Source organism: Pseudomonas sp. ANT_J12 (assembly GCF_008370045.1).
Classification (GTDB): domain Bacteria; phylum Pseudomonadota; class Gammaproteobacteria; order Pseudomonadales; family Pseudomonadaceae; genus Aquipseudomonas.
Window position 1 is genome coordinate 880,475 of sequence record NZ_VOBN01000001.1, and the last position, 24,805, is coordinate 905,279.

The window sequence follows — 24,805 nt, forward strand, 5'->3', positions numbered from 1 at the left end:
GCAGCTTGAGGCTTGAAGCTTTCAACTGACTTTAGGATTCCGATTATGCACAGGCTAAAGCACGGCCTACTTCAGGCCGCCGGTTGGCTGTTTTACCTAAGTTTATTGATGGGCATCGCCATGGCGTTGCCTTCGTCCACGTTCGACTCCGAGTCGAAGGACTTCATTTTCCTGATCGGTTTCATCGGGATCTGGCGTTACTCGATGGGTGCCACGCACTTTCTGCGCGGCATGCTGTTCCTGTACGTGGTCTACCCGCACCTGCGGCGCAAAGTGCGCAAGCTGGGTAAAGCGGCAGACCCGTCCCACGTGTTCCTGATGGTCACCAGCTTCCGTATCGACGCGCTGACCACCGCCCAGGTCTACGCCTCGGTGATTCGCGAAGCGATTGACTGCGGCCTGCCGGCCACCATGGTCTGCTCCATCGTGGAAATGTCCGATGAGAAGCTGGTCAAGAGCCTCTGGTCCCGGATGAATCCGCCGGACCGGGTCAAGCTCGACTTCGTGCGCATTCCCGGCACCGGCAAACGCGACGGCCTGGCCTACGGCTTCCGCGCCATCTCCCGCCACTTGCCGGACGACCGCGCCGTGGTTGCAGTGATCGATGGCGACACCGTGCTTGCTCCGGGCGTCGTGCTCAAGACCGTGCCGTGGTTCCAGCTGTTCGGCAACGTCGGCGGCCTGACCACCAACGAGTTCTGCGAAGTGCGCGGCGGCTACGTCATGGCCGAGTGGCACAAACTGCGTTTCGCCCAACGCCACATCAACATGTGCTCGATGGCTTTGTCCAAGCGCGTGCTGACCATGACCGGGCGGATGTCGGTGTTCCGCGCCACGGTCGTGACCGACCCGGACTTCATCGCCGACGTGGAAAGCGACTCGCTGCAACACTGGCGCCTGGGCCGCTTCAAGTTCCTGACTGGTGACGACAAGTCGAGCTGGTTCAGCCTGATGCGCCTGGGCTACGACACCTTCTACGTGCCCGACGCGGCGATCCACACCGTGGAACACCCGCCGGAAAAAAGCTTCATCAAAGCCAGCCGCAAACTGATGTTCCGCTGGTACGGCAACAACCTGCGCCAGAACTCCCGCGCCCTGGGCCTGGGGATGAAACGCCTTGGTCTGTTCACCTCGGTGGTGCTGTTCGACCAGCGTGTGTCGATGTGGACCTCCCTGCTCGGCCTGACGGTGGCGATCATCGCCAGCTTCAAGTACGGCGCCGCGTTCATCCTCGCGTACCTGCTGTGGATCGGCATCACCCGCCTGATCCTGACCCTGCTGCTGTCGTGCTCCGGTCACCGGATCGGCCCGGCCTACCCGATGATTCTCTATTACAACCAGATCGTCGGCGCGCTGGTGAAGATCTACGTGTTCTTCCGCCTCGACCAACAATCCTGGACTCGCCAGGACACCAAATTGACCCGTGATCTCGCCAGCTTTCAACGTTGGTTCAACACCTGGTCGTCTCGGACCATGACCTTCTCCGCCGGCAGCATTTTCGTCGCCGTGCTGTTGATGATGGTCTGACCGCCCCCTTATTGAATTAACCAGGACATTGCCCCTATGAATACCGCCGTCAACGCCAACGTAGTGCACGAATCTGAAGCCCAGCGCCAACACGCCCGAGTGAAAATCCCGGCCAAGCTGCGGTTCTTCGGCCCTGACCGGACTCCGGTCGATGCCCGGGTCCTCGACCTGTCCGCTGGCGGCCTGGCGTTCAACGCCGGTCAAATGCCGCTGAAAATCGGCGAGGTGTACAAGGCTCGTCTGCAATTCGTCATCGATAACCTGGGCCTGGCCATGGACGTGGAGTTGCAGATCCGCTCCTTCGATCGCCCGACCGGGCGTGTCGGCTGCCAGTTCCAGAACCTGGAATCCCAAGACATCTCGACCCTGCGTCACTTGATCACTTCACACCTGTCCGGCGACATCGTCAGCATGGGTGAAGTACTGGCGACCCTGCAGCGCGACAACTTCACCAAGGCGCGCAAGGTCAAGGATGGCGGCCACGGCATGACCCCATTCGGTCGTCTGCGTGCGGTGACCTTCAGCTTCGCGATCTTCCTCGTCGGCCTCGCCGCCTTCGGTTTCATTTTCAAGTCGGTGTACGGCATGTACTTCGTCAGCCATGCCCAGGCCGGCATCGTCAGCGTCCCGGGCATGAACATCACCATGCCTCGCGATGGCACCGTGCAGAGCCTGATCAAAGACGACGGCATCGCCGCCAAAGGCGCGCCGCTGGCGACCTTCAGCACCAGCATGCTCGACGTGCTCAAGGGCCATCTGGACGAAGACCAGTTGCAACCGGCCAAGGTTGAAGAACTGTTCGGCAAACAAATGACCGGCACCCTGACTTCGCCGTGCGATTGCACCGTGGCCCAGCAACTGGTCGCCAACGGTCAGTACGCCAGCAAGGGCGACGTGATCTTCACCCTGGTGCCGCGTAACAGCGAAGCCAACATCGATGCGCGCTTCACCTATCGCCAGTTCGCCGACGTGCGTCCAGGTGCACCGGTGACCTTCGAAATCGCCGGCGAAGACAAGATCCGCACCGGCAAAATCGTCAGCAGCACCAGCCTGAAAAGTGCCGACCTGTCTTCCGACATCCGCGTACAGATCAAGCCTGACGAGCCGCTGAGCAGCACCTTCGCCGGTCGCCCGGTGGAAGTGAACAGCGATCGTGGCCCGAACCTGAACTGGCTGATCGACAAAGCCATGGCCGCCGGTATTTAAGCAGAGGACATGCCTGTGACGAGCCCACTCAGAATCCTGCCGGTCCCGCTGACCCTGGCCATGGCAATTGCCCTGGCCGGTTGCGCCGGCCTGCCCGACCAACGCCTGGCGAACGAAGCGCTCAAGCGCGGCGACACCGCGCTGGCTCAGCAGAACTACCAGCAACTGGCAGACCTGGGCTACAGCGAAGCACAGGTTGGCCTCGCCGATATCCAGGTCGACAGCCGTGACCCGGCGCAGATGAAACAGGCCGAGGCGACTTACCGCGCCGCGGTGGACGTCTCGCCGCGAGCCCAGGCTCGCCTCGGTCGCCTGCTGGTGGCCAAGCCCGGTTCCACCGAAGCCGAACAGCACGAAGCCGAAGGCCTGTTGAAAAAAGCCGGGGCCAATGGCGAAGGCAACACCCTGATCCCGCTGGCCATGCTGTACCTGCAATACCCGCACAGTTTCCCGAACGTCAACGCCCAGCAGCAGATCAGCAAGTGGCGCGCTGAAGGCAAGCCGGAAGCGGGCCTGGCCCAAGTGCTGCTCTATCGCACCCAGGGCACTTACGACCAGCACCTGGACGAAGTGGAAAGCATCTGCAAGGCGGCGCTGAACACCACCGACATCTGCTACGTCGAACTGGCCACGGTTTACCAGAAACAAGCCAAGCCAGAGCAAACCGCCGAGCTGATCAAACAGATGCAAGCCGCTCACACTCGCGGCACCGTCAGCGCTCAACGCGTCGACAGCGTCGCTCGCGTCCTGGGCGATGCAACTCTGGGCAAGACCGACGAGAAAACCGCGCAGTCGCTGCTCGAAGACATCGCCCCTGGCTACCCCGCTTCCTGGGTCAGCCTGGCGCAACTGCTCTACGACTTCCCGGAACTGGGTGACGTCGACAAAATGATGCAGTACCTGGACAACGGTCGCGCCGCGGACCAACCCCGCGCCGAACTGCTGCTGGGCAAGCTCTACTACGAAGGCAAATGGGTGCCGGCCGACGCCAAGGTCGCCGAAGAACACTTCCAGAAAGCCGTGGGCCGTGAAGTGGCCGCCGATTACTACCTCGGCCAGATCTACCGCCGTGGTTACCTGGGCAAGGTCTATTCCCAGAAGGCTCTGGATCACCTGCTGACCGCTGCGCGCAACGGCCAGAACAGTGCCGACTTCGCCATCGCCCAACTGTTTTCCCAAGGCAAGGGCACCAAGCCCAACCCGGTCAACGCTTACGTCTTCAGCCAGCTGGCCAAGGCTCAGGACACCCCGCAAGCCACTGAGCTTGCGACAACACTCGAAGCCCAACTGCCGCCTGCCCAGCTCGCCGAGGCCCAACGCCTGTTGAAACAAGAACAGGCCGTTCGTGGCGCCTCGAGCCAGAACAAGCTGGATCTGCAAGCCCTGCAAGAAGAAGACGGCGAGGAAAAATTATGAAATTGAATCCCTTTGTGCAGGCCGGTATTGGCCTGACCTTCGCCCTGCTGTGGTCGTGCCCGACCCTGGCCGCGATGACCGATGCGAAGAACTACGGTCTGGAAGTGAAAATCACCGGCCAGTCCGAAGACGACGCCGACCTCGGCACCGCCAAGGGCGGCGACGTCAACGGCCTGGGCCTCGACCTGCGACCATGGGTCTACGGCGAACGTGGCGCGTGGAGCGCCTATGCGATGGGTCAGGCGGTGACGTCCACCGACATCATCGAAACCGACACCCTGCAACAAGCCGACGACACCACCCAAGCCACCGACAACGGTGATCGCAAGTCGAAGAAAAACTACTTGGCCATGCGCGAATTCTGGGTCGGCTACAGCGGCCTCACGCCTTACCCGGGCGAGATGCTCAAGCTCGGTCGCCAGCGCCTGCGCAATGACGACGGCCAGTTCCGCGACACCAACATCGAAGCCCTGAACTGGACCTTCGACACCACCTTGTTGCGCGCCAACGCCGGTGTCGCCGAACGCTTCAGCGAATACCGCACCGACTTGAAAGAGCTGGCGCCAAAAGACAAGGATCGCCTGCACGCCTACGCCGATGCCGCGTACCAGTGGACCCCGGGCAACTGGGTCGGCATCCGTGGTCATCACACCCACGATGACGGCAAGCTCGACTACCCGGAACCGGGTGTGGCCGGCGACTCGCTGGACAAGAAACAGAACGGTGACATCAGCTGGCTCGGCCTCACCGCCGACAGCGACGCCTACAACTGGCGCAACACCAACACCGTCAACTACTGGGGCAGCATCACCGGTATGAGCGGCGACACCGACACGGTCAACGCACTGAATGCCGACGGCACTCGCCCGACCGAAGCCAAGACCGGTGAAGACCTCAACGGCTGGGCCACCGATGTCGGCTTGCGTCTGCGCCTCGATCCGCAATGGCAAGTCGGTGCAGCCTATGCCCGCGCCAGCGCCGATTACCAACAGAACGGCCTGGAAAGCAACCGCTCGAACTACACCGGTACTCGCTCGCGGGTGCACCGTTTCGGCGAAGCCTTCCGTGGCGAAATGAACAACATGCAAACCGCGACCCTGTTCGGTTCGTGGATGCTCAACGACGAATACGACGCCAGCCTCGTGTACCACAAGTTCTGGCGCGTGGACGGCAGCAAGCCGGTGGGCAGCAACGGGATCAACGCCGTCGAGAACAACACCGACGACGCCACCGGCGCGATCCTCTCCAGCACGTCCCTGCCGCTGCAAGATGGCAACAAAGACCTCGGTCAGGAAATGGACCTGGTGGTCACCAAGTACTTCAAGCAAGGGCTGTTGCCTGCCGCTTTGAGCCAGTCGATCGATGAGCCTTCAGCCCTGGTGCGTTTCCGTGGCGGAGTGTTCAAGCCCGGCGATGCCTACGGCAAAGAAGTCGATTCGTACATGCACCGCGCGTTCATCGACGTGATCTGGCGCTTCTGATGCGAGCCGCGAAAGGAGTGCCCGACATGACCTATCCGAAGAGAGGTTCGATCTCTTTGCTGGCCGGCGCGATGCTGCTGGCCAGCTCGGTCGCCTTCGCCAGTGCAGAGCCGACGGCGCCTGCGCAAAAAGGCCAGCCGATCACCCTGGCCAAGGGGCTGCAACAAGCCAAGACCTACACCGTCAGCAGCGCACCGACCGAGCCGCTGGAGCTGGCCAAGCCCACGCTGCCAGACACTTCCGGCTACACCGCCGAAGCCATCGCGGCGAAAATCGTGCGCAGCAAACCGGGCAAGGCCAGCGTGCGCCGGATGATGCAGGAAGACGCCTTGAAGGACTTCATCGGCGGCGACAACAAGATGGCCGAGTGGGTGGTGCGTCAGCACGGCATCCCGCAGGCGATCTTCGTCGACGACGGCTACATGAACCTCAAGGACCTGGCGAAGAAAGAACCCAAGTACATCAGCGAAACCTCGCCGGGCGTGTACCTGGCGAAGTTGCCGATCGTGGTCGGTCGCAAGGGCATCCTCGAAATCGACAAACAGACCCAGGAACTGCGCCTGTCCCAAGAAGCCGGTTCGTTCCTGGTCAACGACGGCCAGTTGTTCGTGCGTGACACCAAGATCACTGGGTGGAGCGAGAAGAACAACGGCCCGGCGCTGTTCAAGACGCCGAAGGAATTCCGTCCGTTCCTGCTGTCCTGGGGCGGCACCGAAACCTACATCGCGAACAGCAAGATCGCCAGTTTCGGCTACGCCAACAGTAAGTCCTACGGCGTGAGTATTTCCCAGTACACGCCGAACATGGCCAAGGTACTCAAGCGCCCTGAACCGACCGGCTGGATCGTCGGCTCCGAGTTCTCGGACATGTGGTACGGCTTCTACTGCTACGAAACCCGCGACTTCGTGGTCAAGGGCAACACCTACAAAGACAACATCGTCTACGGCATTGACCCGCATGACCGGTCGCATGGCCTGATCATCGCCGACAACACCGTCTACGGGACCAAGAAGAAGCACGGGATCATCATTTCCCGTGAGGTCAACGACAGCTTCATCTTCAACAACCGCAGCTACGACAACCACCTCTCGGGGCTGGTCATCGACCGTAACAGCGTGAACAACCTGATCGCCTACAACGAGATCTACAAGAACCACACCGACGGCATCACCCTCTACGAGAGTGCCGACAACCTGATCTACGGCAACAAGGTGATGGGCAACAAGCGCCACGGCATCCGGATTCGTAACAGCGTGAACATTCGCCTCTACGAAAACCTCGCCATGGCCAACGGCCTGACCGGCGTTTACGGCCACATCAAGGACCTGAGCGACACCGACCGAGACATCAAGCTCGACCCGTTCGACGCCCAGGTGTCGCTGATCGTGGTCGGCGGTGAACTGGCCGGCAATGGCAGCGGGCCGCTGGCCATTGACTCGCCGCTGAGCGTCGAGTTGTACCGCGTGTCCATGCTCGCGCCGACCAAATCCAGTGGCATCAGCTTCAACGGGATTCTTGGCGAGCGCCAGGATGAAATTCTCGACCTGCTGGTGCGCCAGCAGAAAGCCGTGCTGATCGACCCTGTCGAACGCCAGACCGAAATGCAGGACTGAGGATAATTTTATGCACCCACACTTGATCAAATTACTCAGCCTGTCGGCCCTGACCGCCGGCATTCTCGCGGCCAGCGTCGGGGCCAGTGCCGACGATGCCGCCGCTAGCGCAACCGCGCCGAAGTTCACCGCCGACCCGTGCTGCAACCTGTGCCCGGAAGCCCACGACGCGAAGAATTACACCACCCGGTATCAGCAGAACTTCACCACGCTGGTGCAGGCCCAGGGCGACTGGTTGTTCCGTACGCAAGAAGACTTGCGCACCGAGTTCGACACCTCGCCGGCCGGCTACAAACGCATGAAAGAACTGCACGATGCGTTCAAGAGCAAAGGCGTGGAACTGGTGGTCGTCTACCAGCCGACCCGAGGCCTGGTGAACCGCAACAAGCTCAACCCGGAAGACAAGGCCAAGTACGATTTCGACAAGGCCCTGCGCAATTACAAGACCATGCTCGGCCGTTTCGCCGCCATGGGCTACACCGTGCCGGACCTGTCGCCGCTGACCAACGAGTCGCTGCCCGACACCCTGCCCGCCCACGACTTCTACTTCCGCGGCGACCAACACTGGACGCCGTATGGCGCCCAGCGCACGGCGAAAATCGTTGGTGAGCAGATCAAGCAAATGCCGGCCTTCGCCGACGTGCCGAAACGCGAATTCGAGAGCCATAAGTCGGGTCGCATGGGCAAGACCGGAACATTACACAACATGGCCGGTCAACTCTGTGGCACGAGCTACGCGATCCAGTACATGGATCAGTTCACCACGGAGCCAAAAGGCGAAGCGGCCGATGGCGATCTGTTCAGTGACTCCGGCAATCCGGAGATCACCCTGGTCGGCACCAGCCACAGTGGCAAGAACTACAACTTCGCCGGTTTCCTCGAAGAGGCCATCGGCGCCGACATCCTCAACGTGGCATTCCCTGGCGGTGGCCTGGAAGGTTCGATGCTGCAGTACCTGGGCAGCGACGAGTTCCAGAAGAAGCCGCCGAAAATCCTCATCTGGGAATTCTCGCCGCTCTATCGCCTCGACCAGGAAACCATCTACCGCCAGATGATGGCGTTGTTGGACAACGGTTGCGAAGGTAAGGAAGCACAGATGTCCGGTAGCGCCACATTGAAACCGGGCAAAAACGAATTAATGGTCAACAGCAAAAACCTGAACCTGCAAAACGGCAGTCACCAGGTCGACATCCAGTTCGCCGATGCGTCGGTGAAAGTCCTGCAAGCCACCCTCTGGTACATGAACGGTCGCCACGAGGACATCAAGATCGAAAAACCGGAAACCTCCGACACTGACGGGCGTTTCGCCTTTGAGTTGCGCACGGACGAAGACTGGGCCACGCAGAATCTGCTGGCCGTCGAAGTCCAGGGCCCTGAAGCAGGTGCCGCGCCACAAAAAGTCGAAGCGAAAATCTGCAAACGCAACGTGTTCTCTGGTGCTGAGCAACGTACCGCTCAGGCCGGACAATGAGGCTCCCTCTTATGACCTGCATGCAAACCCGAACTTTGAAAAGATTACTCGCGCCCTCCCTGCTGACGTTGGCGATGTTCGCCGGCGCCACCCAGGCCGCCGCGCCATTGCGTCCGCCCCAGGGCTACTTCGCGCCGATTGAAAAAGTGAAGACCGGCGACAAGAGCGAAGGCTGTGACGCGATGCCGGCGCCCTACACCGGCGCTCTGCAATTTCGCAGCAAATACGAAGGCTCCGACAAGGCCCGTTCGACCCTGAACGTGGCGTCGGAAAAAGCCTTCCGCGACACCACCGCCGACATCACCAAACTGGAACGCGGCACCAGCAAGCGCGTAATGCAGTACATGCGTGACGGTCGCCCGGAACAACTCGAATGCACGCTCAACTGGCTGACCGCGTGGGCCAAGGCCGATGCGTTGATGTCCAAGGACTTCAACCACACCGGCAAGTCGATGCGCAAATGGGCCTTGGGCAGCATGGCGTCGTCGTACATTCGCCTGAAGTTCTCCGACTCGCATCCGTTGGCCAACCACCAGCAAGAGTCGCAGTTGATCGAAGCCTGGTTCAGCAAAATGGCCGACCAGGTGGTCAGCGATTGGGACAACCTGCCGCTCGATAAAACCAACAACCACTCGTACTGGTCCGCCTGGTCGGTGATGGCAACGTCCATCGCCACCAACCGTCGCGACCTGTTTGATTGGTCGGTGAAGGAATACAAAGTCGGCGCCAATCAGATTGACGCCGAGGGCTTCCTGCCGAACGAACTCAAGCGCCAGCAACGCGCCCTGTCCTATCACAACTACGCCCTGCCGCCACTGTCGATGATCGCCAGTTTCGCCCTGGTCAACGGTGTGGATTTGCGTCAGGAAAACAACGGCGCGCTGAAACGCCTGGGTGATCGCGTGCTGTCCGGGGTGAAAGATCCGGAAGAGTTCGAGAAGAAGAACGGCAAGGAACAGGACATGACCGACCTCAAGGTCGATTCGAAATTCGCCTGGCTCGAACCGTTCTGCTCGCTCTACACCTGCTCGCCGGATGTGCTTGAGAAGAAGCACGAGATGCAGCCGTTCAAGACCTTCCGCCTCGGTGGTGACTTGACCAAGGTCTACGACCCGGCGAATGAAAAAGGCAACAAAGGCTCCTAGAGCCAAACGCAAAACCCTGTAGGAGCGAGGCTTGCCCGCGAATTCGGTCTGACATTCACCAATGATGTCGACTGACACACCGCCTTCGCGGGCAAGCCTCGCTCCTACAGGGTCAGCGCAAGATTTGAGTTGAGTGTTATTCCCCCGTTTTTCGGTGGGGGGTTTGGGGGGGGCTGCGGCCCTTGACTGTTGGTTAAACATGGAGAGATCGGGATGGTATTTTCGTCCAATGTGTTCCTGTTTTTGTTCTTGCCGATCTTTCTCGGCATGTATTACTTGAGCGGGATTCGCTATCGCAACCTGCTGCTGCTGATCGCCAGTTACGTGTTCTATGCCTGGTGGCGCGTGGACTTCCTTGCGCTGTTCGCCGCTGTCACGCTGTGGAACTACTGGATCGGCCTCAAAGTCGGTGCGGCAGGCGTTCGGACCAAACCAGCCCAACGCTGGTTGCTCCTGGGCGTGGCCGTCGACCTGTGCATTCTGGGCTACTTCAAGTACGCCAACTTCGGCGTCGACAGCATCAACGCGATGATGACGTCGGTCGGTCTGTCACCGTTCATCCTGACCCACGTGCTGTTGCCGATCGGGATCTCGTTCTACATCTTCGAGTCCATCAGCTACATCATCGACGTCTACCGTGGTGACACCCCGGCGACCCGCAACCTGATCGACTTCGCTGCATTCGTCGCGATCTTCCCGCACTTGATTGCCGGCCCGGTGTTGCGTTTCCGCGACCTCGCCGACCAGTTCAACAACCGCACCCACACCCTCGACAAGTTCTCCGAAGGTGCCACGCGGTTCATGCAGGGTTTCATCAAGAAGGTCTTCATCGCCGACACCCTCGCAGTGGTGGCTGACCATTGCTTCGCCTTGCAAGCGCCAACAACCGGCGATGCCTGGCTCGGCGCCCTGGCCTACACCGCGCAACTGTATTTCGACTTCTCCGGCTACAGCGACATGGCCATCGGCCTGGGCTTGATGATGGGTTTTCGTTTCATGGAAAACTTCAAGCAGCCGTACATCAGCCAGTCGATCACCGAGTTCTGGCGTCGCTGGCACATCAGCCTGTCCACCTGGCTGCGTGACTACCTGTACATCACCCTCGGCGGTAACCGCAAAGGCACGTTGATGACCTATCGCAACCTGTTCCTGACCATGCTGCTCGGTGGTCTGTGGCACGGCGCGAACATCACCTACATCGTCTGGGGTGCGTGGCACGGCATGTGGCTGGCGATTGAAAAAGCGTTGGGCCTGAACACCTCGCCACGCAGCATCAACCCGATCCGCTGGGCGCTGACCTTCCTGCTGGTGGTGATGGGCTGGGTGATCTTCCGCTCGGAAAACCTGCACGTGGCCGGTCGCATGTACGGCGCGATGTTCAGCTTCGGCGAATGGTCGCTGTCGGAACTCAACCAGGCCAGCCTCACCGGCCTGCAAGTTGCGACCCTGGTGGTGGCTTACATGACCCTGGCGTTCTTCGGCATTCGTGACTTCTACACCAACCTGCCGCCAGAAAAAACCAAGCCAGTCGTGAACGTCGAGGCCGATGGCCCGGCCACCGCGACCCCTGGAATGATCAAAGCCGTACCGGGCGACAACCCGGGCAGCATCCACGAACCGGGCTACACCGTTGGCGTTGAAGCCACTGTGCAACCGGCTTACTGGACGGCGGACTGGTCGCGTTACGTGATGCGCACGCTGGTGCTGGTGTTGTTCATCGCCTCGATTTTCAAACTCTCGGCGCAAAGCTTCTCGCCGTTCCTTTACTTCCAGTTCTGAGGGATCTGACCATGACCCGCTCATTACGCATCCTCTACATCGCCCTGTTCCTGGTGACCCTGTTGGTCCTGGGCCTGTGGTCCACGCGCAGCTTCTTCGGTTTCAGCACCAGTGCCGAAACCACGGTGCTCAACGGCCGCTGGACCAAAGCCGTGGAGACGCACTACGACGCCGAGTTCCCGATCAAGCGCCTGGGAACCAACCTCTGGGCCGCGCTGGATTTCAAACTGTTCAACGAAGGCCGTCCGGGCGTGGTGCTCGGTCGCGATCAATGGTTGTACAGCGATGAAGAATTCAACCCGATCGTCAACGAAGAGCTGAACCTGCAAGGCAACTACGCGCTGGTCGAAGGCGTGCGCCAACAGTTGAAAGCCAAAGGCGTGAAGCTGGTGATGGCGATCGTGCCGGCCAAGGTTCGCCTGTACCCGGAACACCTGGGTGAAGTGAAACCGGCCAGCATCCACGCCAATCTCTACCAGGACTTCCACGCTCGTGTGGCGGCCGACAAGATCCTCGCTCCCGACCTGCTCGGCCCGTTCAATCAGGCCAAGCTTGCGGGTGAGCAAGTGTTCCTGCGCACCGACACCCACTGGACCCCGGAAGGCGCGCAAATCGCCGCCGAAACCCTGGCCAAGACCATTGCCGCGAAAACCCCGCTCAGCGGCGAACCGCAAAACTTCGTCACGACACCGGCGGAAAAAGTCACCCACAAAGGCGATCTGCGACTGTTCCTGCCGCTGGATCCGCTGTTCGAAAACCTGATGCCGGCCACCGAGCCGCTGCAGAAACGCAACACCGTGGCGGCTGACGACCAGCCTGCCGCTGACGACGCTTTGTTCGCCAACAACGAAGTGCCGGTGGCCCTGATCGGCACCAGCTACAGCGCCAACCCGAACTGGAACTTCGTCGGCGCGCTGAAGCAAGCGCTGAAAAGCGACGTAGTCAATTACGCCGAAGACGGCCACGGCCCGATTCTGCCGATGCTCAGCTACCTCAAAAGCGATGCTTTCAAGAACAGCCCGCCACAGGTGCTGATCTGGGAGTTTCCTGAACGTTATCTGCCTGTGAACAACGAAATCGGTGACGCCGACCCGCAGTGGGTCGCAGAGCTCAAAGAAGCTGGCGTGCGCCAACAAAACGTAGCCGCAAACACCAAATCCGAGACGCCCGACCGGGCGCAAAACTGAAAGAGAGAGGTACTACCATGACTTTCACTACAACTCCTCGCCGTCTCGCGAAGACTTTTGCTCTTGTTGCTGGCATGAGCGTCCTGTCGATGTCCGCCTTCGCTGGCGACGCCGCACTCTATGGCCCGACCGCACCGAAAGGCTCGTCCTTCGTGCGGGTCTACAACGCCGGTAATGCTGAAGTCAGCGCCACCGTCGGCACCACCAACCTGAGCGATGTTGCGCCACTGGCCAGCAGCGACTTCAGCTTCATGCCGGGCGGCGACTACAGCGCCAAGGTCGGCAGCCAGACCCTGCCGGTCAAACTCGCCGGTGACCACTATTACACCCTGGTCAACAACGCCAGCGGCGCACCGCAACTGATCGAAGAGCCGCCGTTCAAGAACAAGCAGAAGTCCCTGGTCCGCGTGCAGAACCTGAGCGACAAGGCCCTGACCCTGAAAACCGCTGACGGCAAGACCGAAGTGATCCCGTCGGTCGCGGCCAAGGGCCGTGGCGAGCGTGAAATCAACCCGGTGAAAGTCAGCCTGGCCCTGTACGACGGCGCGACCAAAGTCGGCGACGTGAAACCGGTTGCCCTGGAACGCGGTGAAGCGGCTGTGCTGTACGTCACCGGTAAAGGCAGCAGCCTGTCGCCAGTGTGGGTAAAACGCCCGGTTTCGACGCGCTAACTATTTTTCTGGATTGCCGCGCTCCTGTGTAGGAGCAAGGCTTGCCCCCGATGAGGCCCTTGAGACCGCCATCGCGGGCAAGCCACGCGCCTACAGGGGATCGGGTGGCAATCGAGATACGGAATAAGAACAAGAGTGAAACGACAGAACGTTCGTAGCTCTAACCAAATCGATTTTAAGGAGTAACAACATGATTCCGGTAATCTTGTCAGGTGGTAGCGGCTCACGTCTTTGGCCGCTTTCGCGTAAACAGTTTCCTAAACAGTTCCTGGCCTTGACCGGCGAGCACACCCTTTTCCAGCAAACCCTGGAACGCCTGGTGTTCGAAGGCATGGACTCCCCGATCGTGGTCTGCAACAAGGACCACCGCTTCATCGTCAACGAGCAGCTGAGCACCCGTAAGCTTGAAGTGCAGCGCATCCTGATGGAACCGTTCGGTCGCAACACTGCGCCGGCCGTGGCCCTGACCGCGATGATGCTGGTCAATGAAGGTCGCGACGAGTTGATGCTGGTGCTGCCGGCCGACCACGTGCTGGAAGACCAGAAAGCCCTGCAACGCGCCCTGGCCCTGGCCACCGTCGCTGCGGAAAACGGCGAAATGGTGCTGTTCGGCGTACCGGCGACCAAACCGGAAACCGGTTATGGCTACATCAAATCCACCAACGATTCGCTATTGCCCGAAGGCGTCAGCCGCGTCTCGCATTTCGTCGAGAAACCGGACGTCAAGCGCGCCACCGAATACGTCGAATCCGGCGGTTATTTCTGGAACAGCGGCATGTTCCTGTTCCGCGCCAGCCGCTTCCTCGAAGAGCTGAAAAAGCATGACCCGGACATCTACGACACCTGCCTGCTGACCCTTGAGCGCAGCGAGCAAGACAACGACACCATCACCTTCGACGAAGCCACCTTCGCCTGCTGCCCGGACAACTCCATCGACTACGCCGTGATGGAAAAAACCCAGCGCGCCTGCGTCGTACCGTTGACCGCCGGCTGGAGCGATGTCGGTTGCTGGGCGTCGCTGTGGGAAGTGAACGAAAAAGACGCCAATGGCAACGTGTCCAAAGGCGATGTGGTCATTCAGGACAGCAAGAACTGCATGATCCACGGCAACGGCAAACTGGTGTCGGTGATCGGCCTGGAAAACATCGTGGTCGTCGAAACCAAGGACGCCATGATGATCGCCCACAAGGACTCGGTCCAAGGCGTGAAACAGATGGTCAACACCCTCAACGAACAGGGCCGCAGCGAAACCCAGAACCATTGCGAGGTCTATCGTCCGTGGGGTTCCTACGACTCGGTGGACATGGGTGGCCGCTTCCAGGTCAAGCACATCTCGGTGAAACCGGGCGCGTGCCTGTCGCTGCAAATGCACCACCACCGCGCCGAACACTGGATCGTGGTCAGCGGCACTGCCGAAGTGACCTGCGACGAGAACGTGTTCCTGCTCTGCGAAAACCAGTCGACCTACATCCCGATCGCCTCGGTCCACCGTTTGCGCAACCCGGGCAAGATTCCACTCGAGATCATCGAAGTGCAATCGGGCAGCTACCTGGGTGAAGACGATATTGAGCGCTTCGAAGATATCTACGGTCGCTCCACCCCGATTGAACGCGGCGTGTCGGTGAAAACCATCGCGCAGTAAGCGTTTAGCGAAATAAAAAGCCCTCGTCGAGCCCACTGCGTTTTCCCTATCCGCAGTGGGTTGGTCGGGGGCTTTTTTTTGATCGTTCCTACGCTCTGCGTGGGAATGCCTCAAGGGACGCTCCGCGTTCCAATGGGACGCGGAGCGTCCCGGGCTGCATTCCTTTGCTGCGCGTGGGAACGATCACGCCCATCGCCAACCGCACCTGCGCTTAGGTAGGATGACCTTCTCTTTCCCCGAGGTTGTGCGACATGTTCATTGGCGTCCTGCTGGTCATCACCTGGCTTATCCTGTTGCTGCGCTACCCCGCCAAGGCGTTTCCCGTCTCGGTGGCCGCCGCCGTTGGCCTGGGCCTGGTCGCCACCTGGGTGATTTGGATGGACAACCGCGAGGTCAAGCAACTGGCGCGTCTTGAGTTGCGCATCACCTACGCCCCCGAACACTGCCCGGCGGATCGCCCGCTGCAACTGACCATGAACAACGGTAACGACGTGCCGCTGACCGAACTGCGCTGGCGCATCGCCGCCTACGCACCGGGCGACACCGTGAACCTGGCCGACAACCAATACGCCGCCCCGCGCTATCGCGGCCCCGGCGAATTGCAGGCCGGTGCCAACTGGGACGATTGCTTGCCATTGCCACCGCTGCGCCCCGGCTATCGCCCGCAAACCCTGGAGTTTCGCGCCGAGCATTTGCAGGGTAGTTTCTCCGACTGATCCCCCTTTCTTTTTGCACAAGGACCGCGCCATGCCCGTTGCGTTGATTACCGGTTGCTCCAGCGGCATTGGCCGCGCCCTGGCTGATGTGTTCAAGCACGCTGGCTACGAAGTCTGGGCCAGCGCCCGCAAGACTGAAGATGTGGCGGCGTTAGCGACGGCCGGTTTCACGGCGGTACAACTGGACGTCAACGATGGCGCGGCGCTGGATCAATTGAGCGAGCGCATCAACCAGCAACATGGCGGCCTCGATGTGCTGATCAACAACGCCGGTTATGGCGCCATGGGGCCGCTGCTCGATGGTGGCGTGCCGGCGATGCAGCGCCAGTTCGAAACCAACGTGTTTGCCGTGGTCGGCGTCACCCGCGCGCTGTTCCCGGTGCTGCGCCGGGCCAAGGGTTTGGTGGTGAATATCGGCAGCGTGTCCGGTGTGTTGGTCACGCCGTTCGCCGGTGCTTACTGCGCCTCGAAAGCTGCGGTGCATGCCTTGAGCGATGCGTTGCGCATGGAACTGGCGCCGTTCGGCATCCGCGTGATGGAAGTCCAGCCCGGGGCCATTGCGTCGAGCTTCGCCAAAAATGCCGGCCATGAAGCCGAACAACTGATCACCGAACAATCACCGTGGTGGCCGCTGCGCGAAGGCATTCGTGCGCGGGCCAAGGCCTCTCAGGACAACCCGACCCCGGCCAGTGAATTTGCCGCTGTATTGTTGAAGGCCGTGCAGCAGGAAAAACCGCCACGGCTGATCCGCATCGGCAATGGCAGCCGGGCGTTGCCGTTGCTGGCGGGGTTGTTGCCCAAAGGGTTGCTGGAGTCGGGGCTGATGAAGCGGTTTGGATTGCGGGGGCAGCTCTGAGACCGCGTCACCGTTCATCGCGGGCAAGCCTTGCTCCTACAGGGATTTTGAGTCGTACGCCAATCATGCGAACGACACAAACCCTGTAGGAGCAAGGCTTGACCGCGAAGACGTCAGCCCAATCACCACTCATTCTCAACACCACCCCTTCATGAAATCAATAAACGCCCGCACCTTCAGCGGCAGGTGCCGGGTGTCCGGGTACAACGCATACACCCCCTGCTGGGCAAACCGGTGATCCGCCAACAAGCGCTGTAACCGCCCCGCTTCGAGATCCTCCTGAACCAGCCACTGCGGCAAGATCGCCACGCCCTGCCCGGTCAACGCAAAGGCCCGCAACGTTGCCGAGTTGTCCGCGACAATCGCGATGCTCCCCGGTTTTGGCTGGTACAGATGCTCGGTCCCGGCCGGGTCGGTCACCGTCAATTCCGGCACTCGCCCATGCCCCAGGGTCGGCAACGATTCCACGGCCGCCAGCGTATCGGCGACATCGAAACGCTCGATCAACCCCGGCGACGCCACGGCAAAAATCTCGAACGTCGACAACTGCACCGCCCGCAGGTTGGAGTCGTGCATACGCCCCAGCCGAATCGCCACGTCAAACCGCTCGGAGATCAGGTCGGCGTGGGTCGAGGACGTGGACAGGTGAATGTTCAACTGCGGATGTTGCTGACGAAATACCTCCAGCGCCGGCACCACCTGGGCCAAGGCGAACTCCACGGTGGTGGTGATGCGCAAGGTGCCCTTGAGCTGCGAATGCTCGGACCGGGCCTCCTCGATCGCCAGCCGGGCTTCGTCGAGGGTGCGCAGGCAACGCTGATAGAAACGTTCGCCGGCATCGGTCAAGGCCAGTTGCCGGGTGTTGCGCGTGAGCAACGTCACGCCCAGTTCTTCCTCCAGGCGCTTGAGGTTGAAACTGACCACGGCACGGGTCTGGCCCAGCAAATCGGCGGCAGCGGTCAATGATCCGGCCTCGACCACGGCCTTGAAGGTGTCGAATCGATCGAGGCTGACCATGGACACCTCACTCCTTTGTCAAAATAATTTTGACAAACTAGCAGCCAAACCAGCGTTTTCCTACCCTCGCCAGCGCCCTACCCTGCACACCTCATTACAGGGAAGTGGCCATGGCCTATCGCTCGAAAGTCGCGCTCGTGTATCTGTTGGGGTTCGCCCTCGACCTGCTGAACATGTTTGTCGCCAGCATCGCCTACCCCGACATCGCCCGGGACCTGCATGCCTCGGTCACCGAATTGGCCTGGATCAGCAACGCCTACATGCTCGGGCTGACGCTGATCATTCCGATGAGCGTGTGGCTGGCGGCGCGGATCGGTGAGCGGCGGCTGATCCTCGCATCCTTGCTGTTGTTCGGTATCGCTTCGGCGTTGGTGGCCCAGGCCGGGTCGATTGAAAGCCTGATCGGCTGGCGGCTGCTGCAAGGGCTCGGTGGCGGGTTATTGCTCCCGGTCGGCCAGGCGTTGGCTTATCGACAGTTTCCACCGGCCCAGCGTGCGCATTTCACCGGCGTGGTGTTGCTGGTGGCGCTGATGGTCCCGGCCTTGTCGCCAATGGCCGGCGGGTTGATCGTGCAGACGTTGTCCTGGCGCTGGATTTTCTACCTCAACCTGCCGGTGGCGCTGCTCACCTTCGGCCTCGGCCTGCTGTGGCTGAAAGCCGATCCAGCCGTCACCGAACGCCCGACTCTGGATGCCCGTGGCTTGCTGCTGGCCATCTCGGCCCTGAGCCTGTTGCTGATCGCCTTGAGCCTGTTGAGTGAACCCGGCACCCGTGCGTTCGGCTGGCTCGGATTGATCCTCAGCGCCACGATGGCCGCGTTGTACCTGCGCGACAGCTGGCGAAAACCCGAGGCAATCCTCGACCTGCAACTGATCAAAAATCCATCACTGCGCCTGGCGATGCTGATCTACCTCTGTGTGCCCGGCATTTTTACCGGGACTAACCTGATTGCCGTGTTGTACCTGCACGAGCTCGGTTTCGGCGCAGCGCAAACCGGCGCGCTGATGTTGCCGTGGGCGGCCGGCTCGGGGGTGGCGATCCTGCTGGGCAAACGCAGTTTCAATCGCATCGGCCCCAAGCCGTTGCTGATCGCCGGCATGGTCTTGCAAAGCCTTGGCATTGTGCTGCTGATGCGCATCGAACAACCCGCCGGCCCACTGCTGATCGTTGCCTACGCCATGATGGGCCTGGGTGGCAGCCTGTGCAGCGTCACCGCACAGACCTTGGCCTTTGTCGGCATAACGCCGGAAAAAATGGGCCACGCCAGTGCCCTGTGGAACATCAATCGCCAACTCGGTTTCTGCCTCGGCGCGGCGCTGTTGAGTTCATTGCTCGGCGCGCTGGGCACTCAAGGTTTCAACTATTGCTTCCTCGCCGCCGCCCTGTTGACACTGGTGCCCATGACCGCCGTCCTGCGCTTCGATTCGACGAACGTCCTCGCCCTGCTAACCTCAAATCCCCTTCAGGAAAAATCCGTATGACTGACTACACCGAGTACTTTGACGAAGTGATCCAGGCCCACGTGGCGATCGAACAATGGTTCGCCGTGGAAGAAGATGTCGCCGCACTGGATCGGTTGCTGAGCCGTTTCTCGCCGCAGTTTTCCATGGTCTCGCCGTTGGGCCGGGTGCTGGATCTGGGCGCGTTGAGCGCGTTGTTTCGGATGGCGGGCGGCAAGAAGAGCGGGTTCAGGATTGAGCTTAGCGAGCTCAACGGCATTGCCTTGCACGAGCATGGCGCGACGGTGAGTTATCGCGAAAAGCAGACTGATGCGACGGGATTGCACTCGGATCGCAGGTCGACGGTGGTGTTTGAAAAACTCGCATCCGGGCGGGTGATCTGGCGGCATTTGCAGGAGACGTTTTGTAGCGGCGAGTGAGCCCCCGATCGCTCCCGCGCTCCGCGTGGTAGCGCGACGCCCGGGACGCTCTGCGTCCCAAGCTGTGACGCGGAGCGTCACGGGATGCATTCCTTTGCTGCGCGTGGGAACGATCTTCATTCTGCCGCGTCGCCCTGCCTCACCACCACCGTGCACGTAATCCCCGCCGCCAACAGCACCCCCTCCGGCACTTCATCAATGTGAATCCGCACCGGCACCCGTTGCGCCAGGCGCACCCAGTTGAACGTCGGGTTGACGTCAGCAATCAGCTCCCGGCTTTCCGGGTTGTCCCGGTCGTAGATCCCGCGAGAAATACTCTCCACATGGCCCTTGAGCACTTCGCCGCTCATGAGTTGCATGTCCGCTTTATCGCCGACCCGCACATGAGGCAGTTTGGTTTCTTCGAAGAAACCATAGACCCAGAACGAGTTCATATCGACCACGGCCATTTTCGCTTCGCCGATGCGCGCGTAGTCGCCGCGATGGACGTTGAGGTTGGTCACGTAGCCGTCCACCGCCGCGCGCACGGCGGTGCGTTTGAGGTTGAGTTCGGCGGCTTCCAGTTGCGCCTGGGCGTGTTGGTAATCGGCCAGGGCCGAGTCGGCGATGTTGCTGGCGTCGTCGCGGTTTTCCTTGGAGATCACCAGCGCGTCCATGTCGGCGCGGCGATGGGCGTTGACCTTGCGCATCTCCCACGTCGCCTTGCGCGACGCCACCATCGACTGCGCCTGCTTGACCGCGATGCGGTAGTGCTCGGGGTCGATCTGCATCAGCAAGTCGCCCTTTTTCACCAGTTGGTTGTCGCGCACCGGCACGTCCACCACTTCGCCGGTGACGTCGGCGGCGACGTTGATGATGTCGGCGCGCACCCGCCCGTCGCGGGTCCAGGGGGTGTCCATGTAGTGCACCCACAGGGTCCGGCCGATCCATATGGCGAGGGCCAGCACCAGCAAGGTGGCGAGCAGGCTGAAGAGCTTTTTCATCAGAGCATTCTCAGTATTAGAGAGTCAACGGTAGACAGTCAGCGCCAGGGCGCCGAACAGACAGGTAAACAGACTCAGGCGCAGCAGCGCCGGGTGCCAGAAAAAACGGTACAAGTCGAACCCCGAGAGGAAGCGGTCCAGCGCCCAGGCCAGTGCCGCGGCGATGAAAAACATCAGGGTCATGGTCGGCATGTACACGCCGTGGAAGGCGATTTCACGCGGCATGTTCAACTCCTTTGGCCGTAACTTTCATGTAGCCGGATAGCGGCGATTGCGGGTCCAGTAATGAGGTGCGGATGAAGTGCAGATAACTCTTCACCCGCCGCAGCGCCGAGGTATCGAAGTGCGGGGCGAAGGGTTCGTCGGTGGCTTGCACCCGGCTGATTGCGTGATCCACGGCAATCAATCCGCGCTCCAGATTGCTCTGGCTCGGTTGCAGGAACAGCCGCACCAGCGAACGCCCCATCACCCGGATCGCCTGGCGCCACGGCTGGGATTGAGCATAGGCCGGGTGCACCGGCAGAATCGCCTGTTCCTTGCGCAACTCGATGATCGCGTGACCGACTTCCAGTACCACGAACATCCAGCGCAGCAAGTCCCGTTGCACCTGCGGCGAACCGACCGCCAGGCCATAGGCCTGGTGCAGCAAATCCCGGGTACGACTTTCGAAACTCGACCCCAGGCCCTTGAGCTTGCCGCTGATCGCGTACACCACTTGCTCGCGCAAATCCTGCTCCAGCCGCCGCCACAACCAGCGGCTGTTGGGTGGCAGGATGATCGCCCCGGCGGCGGCGCACACCAGCATGCCCAGGACCATGGCGATGTAGTCGTTGATAAAGGTGTAGGGGTTGTAGACCGTGAGGTTGTCCGGCACCGAACCGGTGCTGAAGAAGATCAGCAACCCGAGGCCCACCCCGGCGTATTGCGGGCGTGACGTGAGGAACGAACCGAGCACGATCACCGGTGCGAGCATTACGCACAACAGCGGAAAACCATCGATCCACGGGAAGATGAAAAACATCTCGACGAAGCCGATCAATGCGCCGAGCAAGGTGCCGCAAGCCATTTGAAAGGCCATGCGTTTCGGGTTCGGCGTTGCCGCTGAAAGGCCCACGGTAGCGGCGGCAATCAACGTCATCGTCGCCCCGCTCGGCCATGCTGTAGCGACCCAATAACTGCCGAGCACCACCAGGATAAATGCCGCGCGAATCCCCGATGCGGCCGACGCCATCCAGTTGGTTTGTGGGGTGAACGGCTCGTCCCATTGTTCGCGGGCGTGACTGTGATCGGCCAGGGACGCGTGGGTCTGTGCATAACTGTGCAGGTCGTCAACGAAGCGATAGAGCAATTCGTAGGCGGTGTGGAAATCCAGTTGCTCGGCGTCGCTTGGCGCGCTCTCCTGGAAGGTCGCCCGCAGGCTGCGTACCCGCGCCGGCAAGCCTTCCTTGTACGCGGTCAACGCCGTGACCAGACGCGCGGCATCGGCGTTGGTCAGCGCCCGGCCGCTGAAGCCGTCGAGCAATTCGGCGAGGTCCTGCAAGCCCGGTTTGATCGCCGCCACCACGTGATCCGCCTCGCTGCTGCGCAAGCGTTCGAGCAATTGGTGCAAGGCGTTGAAGCGGGTAGTGATGCTCATGAATTCGCTGTTCAAGCGACTGAGCCGACCGTTGCGCCGGCGCATGTGCGGGTCTTCGAACACCGTCACGCTGCGCAAGCCTTCCAGGCCCACGGCTTCGGCAATGAAACGCACGTTGCTCGCTTCAAAAGCCTCGCGTTGGCTGCGACCGCGCAAGCCGTCGGTGACGAACAAGGCGAACACGCCGAAGCGCTGGTACAAGGCGTTGCGCATCGCGGCGCTGGCGGTTTGCGGCAGGATCGCGGCGCTGATCAGGGTCGAGCAGATAATCCCCAGGGAGATTTCCAGCACCCGCCAGACCGCCGCCATGAACGCGCCGTCCGGGTGGGCCAATGCCGGCAAACCGACCATCGCGGCGGTGTAGCCGGCGAGCACAAAACCGTAGGCGCGGAAGTTGCGATAACGCGCGGCACCGGCGGTGCACAGGCCGACCCAAATCGCCAGCGAACCGAGGAACAGTTCGGTGTTTTGCGCGAACAGCGCGATCAACGCAACCATCACCGCCGAGCCGGTGAGCGTGCCGAGGAAGCGATAGAAACTCTTGGCCAGCACGTGGCCGCTTTGCGGCTGCATGACGATGAACACGGTGATCATCGCCGTGCGCGGTTGCGGCAGTTCCAGGCGCATGGCCAGCCACAGGGTCAGGAACGCGGCGAACAGCACCTTGAAAATGTAGACCCAGGTCACGCCATCGCTGCGTGCCCAGTCGTAGAAGCCTCGGCGCCATTCGAGGGAGTACAGCCAGCGCAGGGGTGTGGGCAAAATCCTGCTCATGTAGAAGAAACCTGAGTCACACGAAAACCTGTGGAACTACGAGTACCTGTGGCGAGGGGGCTTGCCCCCGTTCGGCGGCGTAGCCGTCGTAAAACCGGTAGATGCGGTGTGCCTGAAAAAACGCGTTGGCCGGTTTTGGGGCTGCTGCGCAGCCCAACGGGGGCAAGCCCCCTCGCCACAAATGTGGGTGTGCCAGAAACAGTGTGTTCAATTCGAGAGGCTCTTAAGCAGGGCCGGGGTTTTGGGTGCGGCGGTCTGGCTGTCTGTCGGCACATCACTGCCGGCACCCAGCCCACCACCCAGCGCCGTCACCAACTCGGCATGAGCACTGAGGCGCGCAGCTTGAACCTGCTGCTGCACCTGCTGCTGCTTGAACAACAACGTCTGGGCATTGAGCACGTTGAGGTAATCAGTGAGCCCGCGCTGGTAGGCGATCATCGCGATGTCGTAGGTCTTCAGCGCCGTGGCCACCGACTCGGCGGCGAACATCTGCTGCTTGTCCATCGACTCGCGGCGGATCAGTTGATCGGAGATGTTCTTCAACGCATTGACCAACGTCTGGTTGTACTTGGCCACGGCGATGTCATACCCGGCCGACGCTTCGCCCAGTTCCGAGCGCAAGCGGCCCCCATCAAAAATCGGCAGCGAGATCGCCGGGCCGACGCTGTAGTTGAGTTTCTTGCCGGTCAGGAATTCAAGCGCCCCGCCGCCCGTGGCCATGTAGCCGAGGCTGCCGACCAGGTCGACGTTGGGGTAGAACCCGGCATGGGCGACATCGATGCCACGAGCCTGGGCCGCCACTTGCCAACGGGCCGCGACCACGTCCGGGCGCTGGCCGAGCAATTGCGCAGGCAGTGATGACGGCAGTTTCAGCGGCGCGCCCAACGCCAGAGTCGGCCGTTGCAACTGCGCGCCCTCCCCCGGGCCTTTGCCCGCCAGCGCCGCGAGTTGGTTACGGCTCAGGGCGATTTCTTCGTCCAGGGCATCGATCTGTCGATGGGTTTCCGGCAACGGGGTTTCGGCCTGGCTGACTTCGAAATGAGTGCCGATGCCGCCGTTCAAACGCTTTTGCGCCAGATCGAGGATTTGCTGTTGCTGCTGCAACGTCGCGGCGACGATGTCCCGTTGCGCGTAATGCAACGAGAGTTCGATGTAGGCGCGCACGATGTTGTTCTGCAATTCGAGCTGGGCCAGGCGCGCTTCGGCGGCGCTCATGTGCGCCATGTCCACGGCGCGCTCGGTGGCGTTGCTTTCGCGGCCCCAGAGGTCGAGGGCGTAGCTGAAGCCGAGCGCGGCGTTGTTGTCCCAGGTCGTGGTGTTGGACAGTTCACCGGGGCCATAGAACTGATCGGTCGGCCAGTTGTGGCGCTTGAGGGTCGATTCGCCATTGATCTGCAACGACTCGGCGGCCTCGGCGATGCCGGCCATGGACTTGGCCTGGCGCACCCGGGCGGTGGCCATGGCCATGGTCGGGCTGCCTTGCACGGCGAGGTCGATCCAGCGGTTCAGTTGTGGGTCGCCATAGGCCTGCCACCATTGCGCGGTGGGCCAGTGAGCGTCCTGTGCGGCGTGCTGGATGGCTTCATCGGTGGCCAGGGAATCGGCCTCCAGTGCCTTGCCCTGCGGGGCAATGCCTGCGGTACCGATGCAGCCGCTGATTGCCAGGGTTAAAGCCAAAACACTGAGCGTCTTGAGCGCTTTGTTGATGCGACGCGGCACTGCTGAAAATTCCTGAAATAGAGAGGGGTCCTGTAGGCGCGAGGCTCGCCCGCGAAGAACGATAACGCGGTGTTACTGATACACCGC

The 24,805-nt window shown here is 61.2% G+C and carries 20 protein-coding genes; 15 read left to right on the forward strand and 5 right to left on the reverse strand.

What is annotated here, in order from left to right; translation table 11 throughout:
* Nucleotides 1-45 precede the first annotated feature (45 nt).
* The 13 genes from alg8 (at nucleotide 46) to FQ192_RS04355 (ending at nucleotide 16,710) form a co-directional block, all read left to right on the forward strand.
* The gene (gene alg8, locus FQ192_RS04285) at nucleotides 46-1,527 is read left to right on the forward strand and encodes a mannuronan synthase (protein WP_149657497.1); all 1,482 of its coding nucleotides are present in this window, start codon (nucleotides 46-48) and stop codon (nucleotides 1,525-1,527) included.
* Between the two features lie 36 nt (nucleotides 1,528-1,563).
* Entirely contained in the window at nucleotides 1,564-2,733 is a 1,170-nt protein-coding gene (locus FQ192_RS04295) for an alginate biosynthesis protein Alg44 (protein WP_149657498.1), read from the forward strand.
* 9 nt (nucleotides 2,734-2,742) lie between these two features.
* Entirely contained in the window at nucleotides 2,743-4,149 is a 1,407-nt protein-coding gene (algK, locus tag FQ192_RS04300; protein ID WP_149657499.1) for an alginate biosynthesis TPR repeat lipoprotein AlgK, read from the forward strand.
* A complete protein-coding gene (locus FQ192_RS04305) occupies nucleotides 4,146-5,630 on the forward strand; it encodes an alginate export family protein (protein ID WP_149657500.1) in 1,485 nt (494 codons plus the stop codon). Before algK ends, FQ192_RS04305 begins: the two co-directional genes overlap by 4 nt.
* Nucleotides 5,631-5,656: 26 nt before the next feature.
* A complete protein-coding gene (algG, locus tag FQ192_RS04310; protein WP_149657501.1) occupies nucleotides 5,657-7,243 on the forward strand; it encodes a mannuronan 5-epimerase AlgG in 1,587 nt (528 codons plus the stop codon).
* Between the two features lie 10 nt (nucleotides 7,244-7,253).
* The gene (locus FQ192_RS04315; protein ID WP_149657502.1) at nucleotides 7,254-8,714 is read left to right on the forward strand and encodes an alginate O-acetyltransferase; all 1,461 of its coding nucleotides are present in this window, start codon (nucleotides 7,254-7,256) and stop codon (nucleotides 8,712-8,714) included.
* 11 nt (nucleotides 8,715-8,725) lie between these two features.
* Nucleotides 8,726-9,859, forward strand: a complete 1,134-nt coding sequence (locus FQ192_RS04320; protein ID WP_149657503.1) for a mannuronate-specific alginate lyase — start codon at nucleotides 8,726-8,728, stop codon at nucleotides 9,857-9,859.
* A gap of 213 nt (nucleotides 9,860-10,072) precedes the next feature.
* The gene (locus FQ192_RS04330) at nucleotides 10,073-11,638 is read left to right on the forward strand and encodes an MBOAT family protein (RefSeq protein ID WP_149657504.1); all 1,566 of its coding nucleotides are present in this window, start codon (nucleotides 10,073-10,075) and stop codon (nucleotides 11,636-11,638) included.
* An 11-nt stretch (nucleotides 11,639-11,649) separates the two neighbouring features.
* The gene (locus FQ192_RS04335; protein WP_149657505.1) at nucleotides 11,650-12,825 is read left to right on the forward strand and encodes an alginate O-acetyltransferase; all 1,176 of its coding nucleotides are present in this window, start codon (nucleotides 11,650-11,652) and stop codon (nucleotides 12,823-12,825) included.
* 17 nt (nucleotides 12,826-12,842) lie between these two features.
* Nucleotides 12,843-13,496, forward strand: a complete 654-nt coding sequence (locus tag FQ192_RS04340; RefSeq protein WP_149657506.1) for an alginate O-acetyltransferase AlgF — start codon at nucleotides 12,843-12,845, stop codon at nucleotides 13,494-13,496.
* 190 nt (nucleotides 13,497-13,686) lie between these two features.
* Nucleotides 13,687-15,138, forward strand: coding sequence for a mannose-1-phosphate guanylyltransferase/mannose-6-phosphate isomerase (locus FQ192_RS04345; RefSeq protein ID WP_123596984.1), 1,452 nt, complete (start codon nucleotides 13,687-13,689; stop codon nucleotides 15,136-15,138).
* Nucleotides 15,139-15,389: 251 nt separating this feature from the next.
* Nucleotides 15,390-15,854 (forward strand): multidrug transporter, encoded by a 465-nt coding sequence (locus FQ192_RS04350; protein ID WP_149657507.1) that lies wholly within the window; start codon nucleotides 15,390-15,392, stop codon nucleotides 15,852-15,854.
* A 31-nt stretch (nucleotides 15,855-15,885) separates the two neighbouring features.
* On the forward strand, nucleotides 15,886-16,710 hold the full coding sequence (locus FQ192_RS04355) for an SDR family oxidoreductase (RefSeq protein WP_149657508.1): 825 nt from the start codon (nucleotides 15,886-15,888) through the stop codon (nucleotides 16,708-16,710).
* Between the two features lie 135 nt (nucleotides 16,711-16,845).
* Here FQ192_RS04355 and FQ192_RS04360 read toward each other — a convergent pair whose 3' ends face one another.
* A complete protein-coding gene (locus FQ192_RS04360; RefSeq protein ID WP_149657509.1) occupies nucleotides 16,846-17,727 on the reverse strand; it encodes a LysR family transcriptional regulator in 882 nt (293 codons plus the stop codon).
* A gap of 110 nt (nucleotides 17,728-17,837) precedes the next feature.
* Between FQ192_RS04360 and FQ192_RS04365 the strand changes: the two genes are divergently transcribed.
* Nucleotides 17,838-19,208 (forward strand): MFS transporter, encoded by a 1,371-nt coding sequence (locus FQ192_RS04365; protein ID WP_149657510.1) that lies wholly within the window; start codon nucleotides 17,838-17,840, stop codon nucleotides 19,206-19,208.
* Nucleotides 19,205-19,606, forward strand: coding sequence for a DUF4440 domain-containing protein (locus FQ192_RS04370; protein WP_149657511.1), 402 nt, complete (start codon nucleotides 19,205-19,207; stop codon nucleotides 19,604-19,606). Before FQ192_RS04365 ends, FQ192_RS04370 begins: the two co-directional genes overlap by 4 nt.
* 116 nt (nucleotides 19,607-19,722) lie before the next feature.
* On the opposite strand, the gene FQ192_RS04375 is transcribed toward FQ192_RS04370, so the two are convergent.
* The 4 genes from FQ192_RS04375 to FQ192_RS04395 all read right to left on the reverse strand — a co-directional run bounded on the left by FQ192_RS04375 (nucleotide 19,723) and on the right by FQ192_RS04395 (nucleotide 24,718).
* Entirely contained in the window at nucleotides 19,723-20,589 is an 867-nt protein-coding gene (locus tag FQ192_RS04375; RefSeq protein ID WP_149657512.1) for an HlyD family secretion protein, read from the reverse strand.
* A gap of 24 nt (nucleotides 20,590-20,613) precedes the next feature.
* Nucleotides 20,614-20,814 carry a DUF1656 domain-containing protein gene (locus FQ192_RS04380; protein ID WP_007896379.1) on the reverse strand — a complete coding sequence of 67 codons (201 nt, stop codon included), beginning with the start codon at nucleotides 20,812-20,814 and terminating at the stop codon, nucleotides 20,614-20,616.
* The gene (locus FQ192_RS04385) at nucleotides 20,804-22,999 is read right to left on the reverse strand and encodes an FUSC family protein (RefSeq protein WP_149657513.1); all 2,196 of its coding nucleotides are present in this window, start codon (nucleotides 22,997-22,999) and stop codon (nucleotides 20,804-20,806) included. The genes FQ192_RS04380 and FQ192_RS04385 overlap by 11 nt, the downstream gene beginning before the upstream one ends.
* 207 nt (nucleotides 23,000-23,206) lie before the next feature.
* Complete coding sequence (locus tag FQ192_RS04395; RefSeq protein WP_149657515.1) at nucleotides 23,207-24,718, reverse strand: efflux transporter outer membrane subunit; 1,512 nt, start codon at nucleotides 24,716-24,718, stop codon at nucleotides 23,207-23,209.
* Nucleotides 24,719-24,805 lie beyond the last annotated feature (87 nt).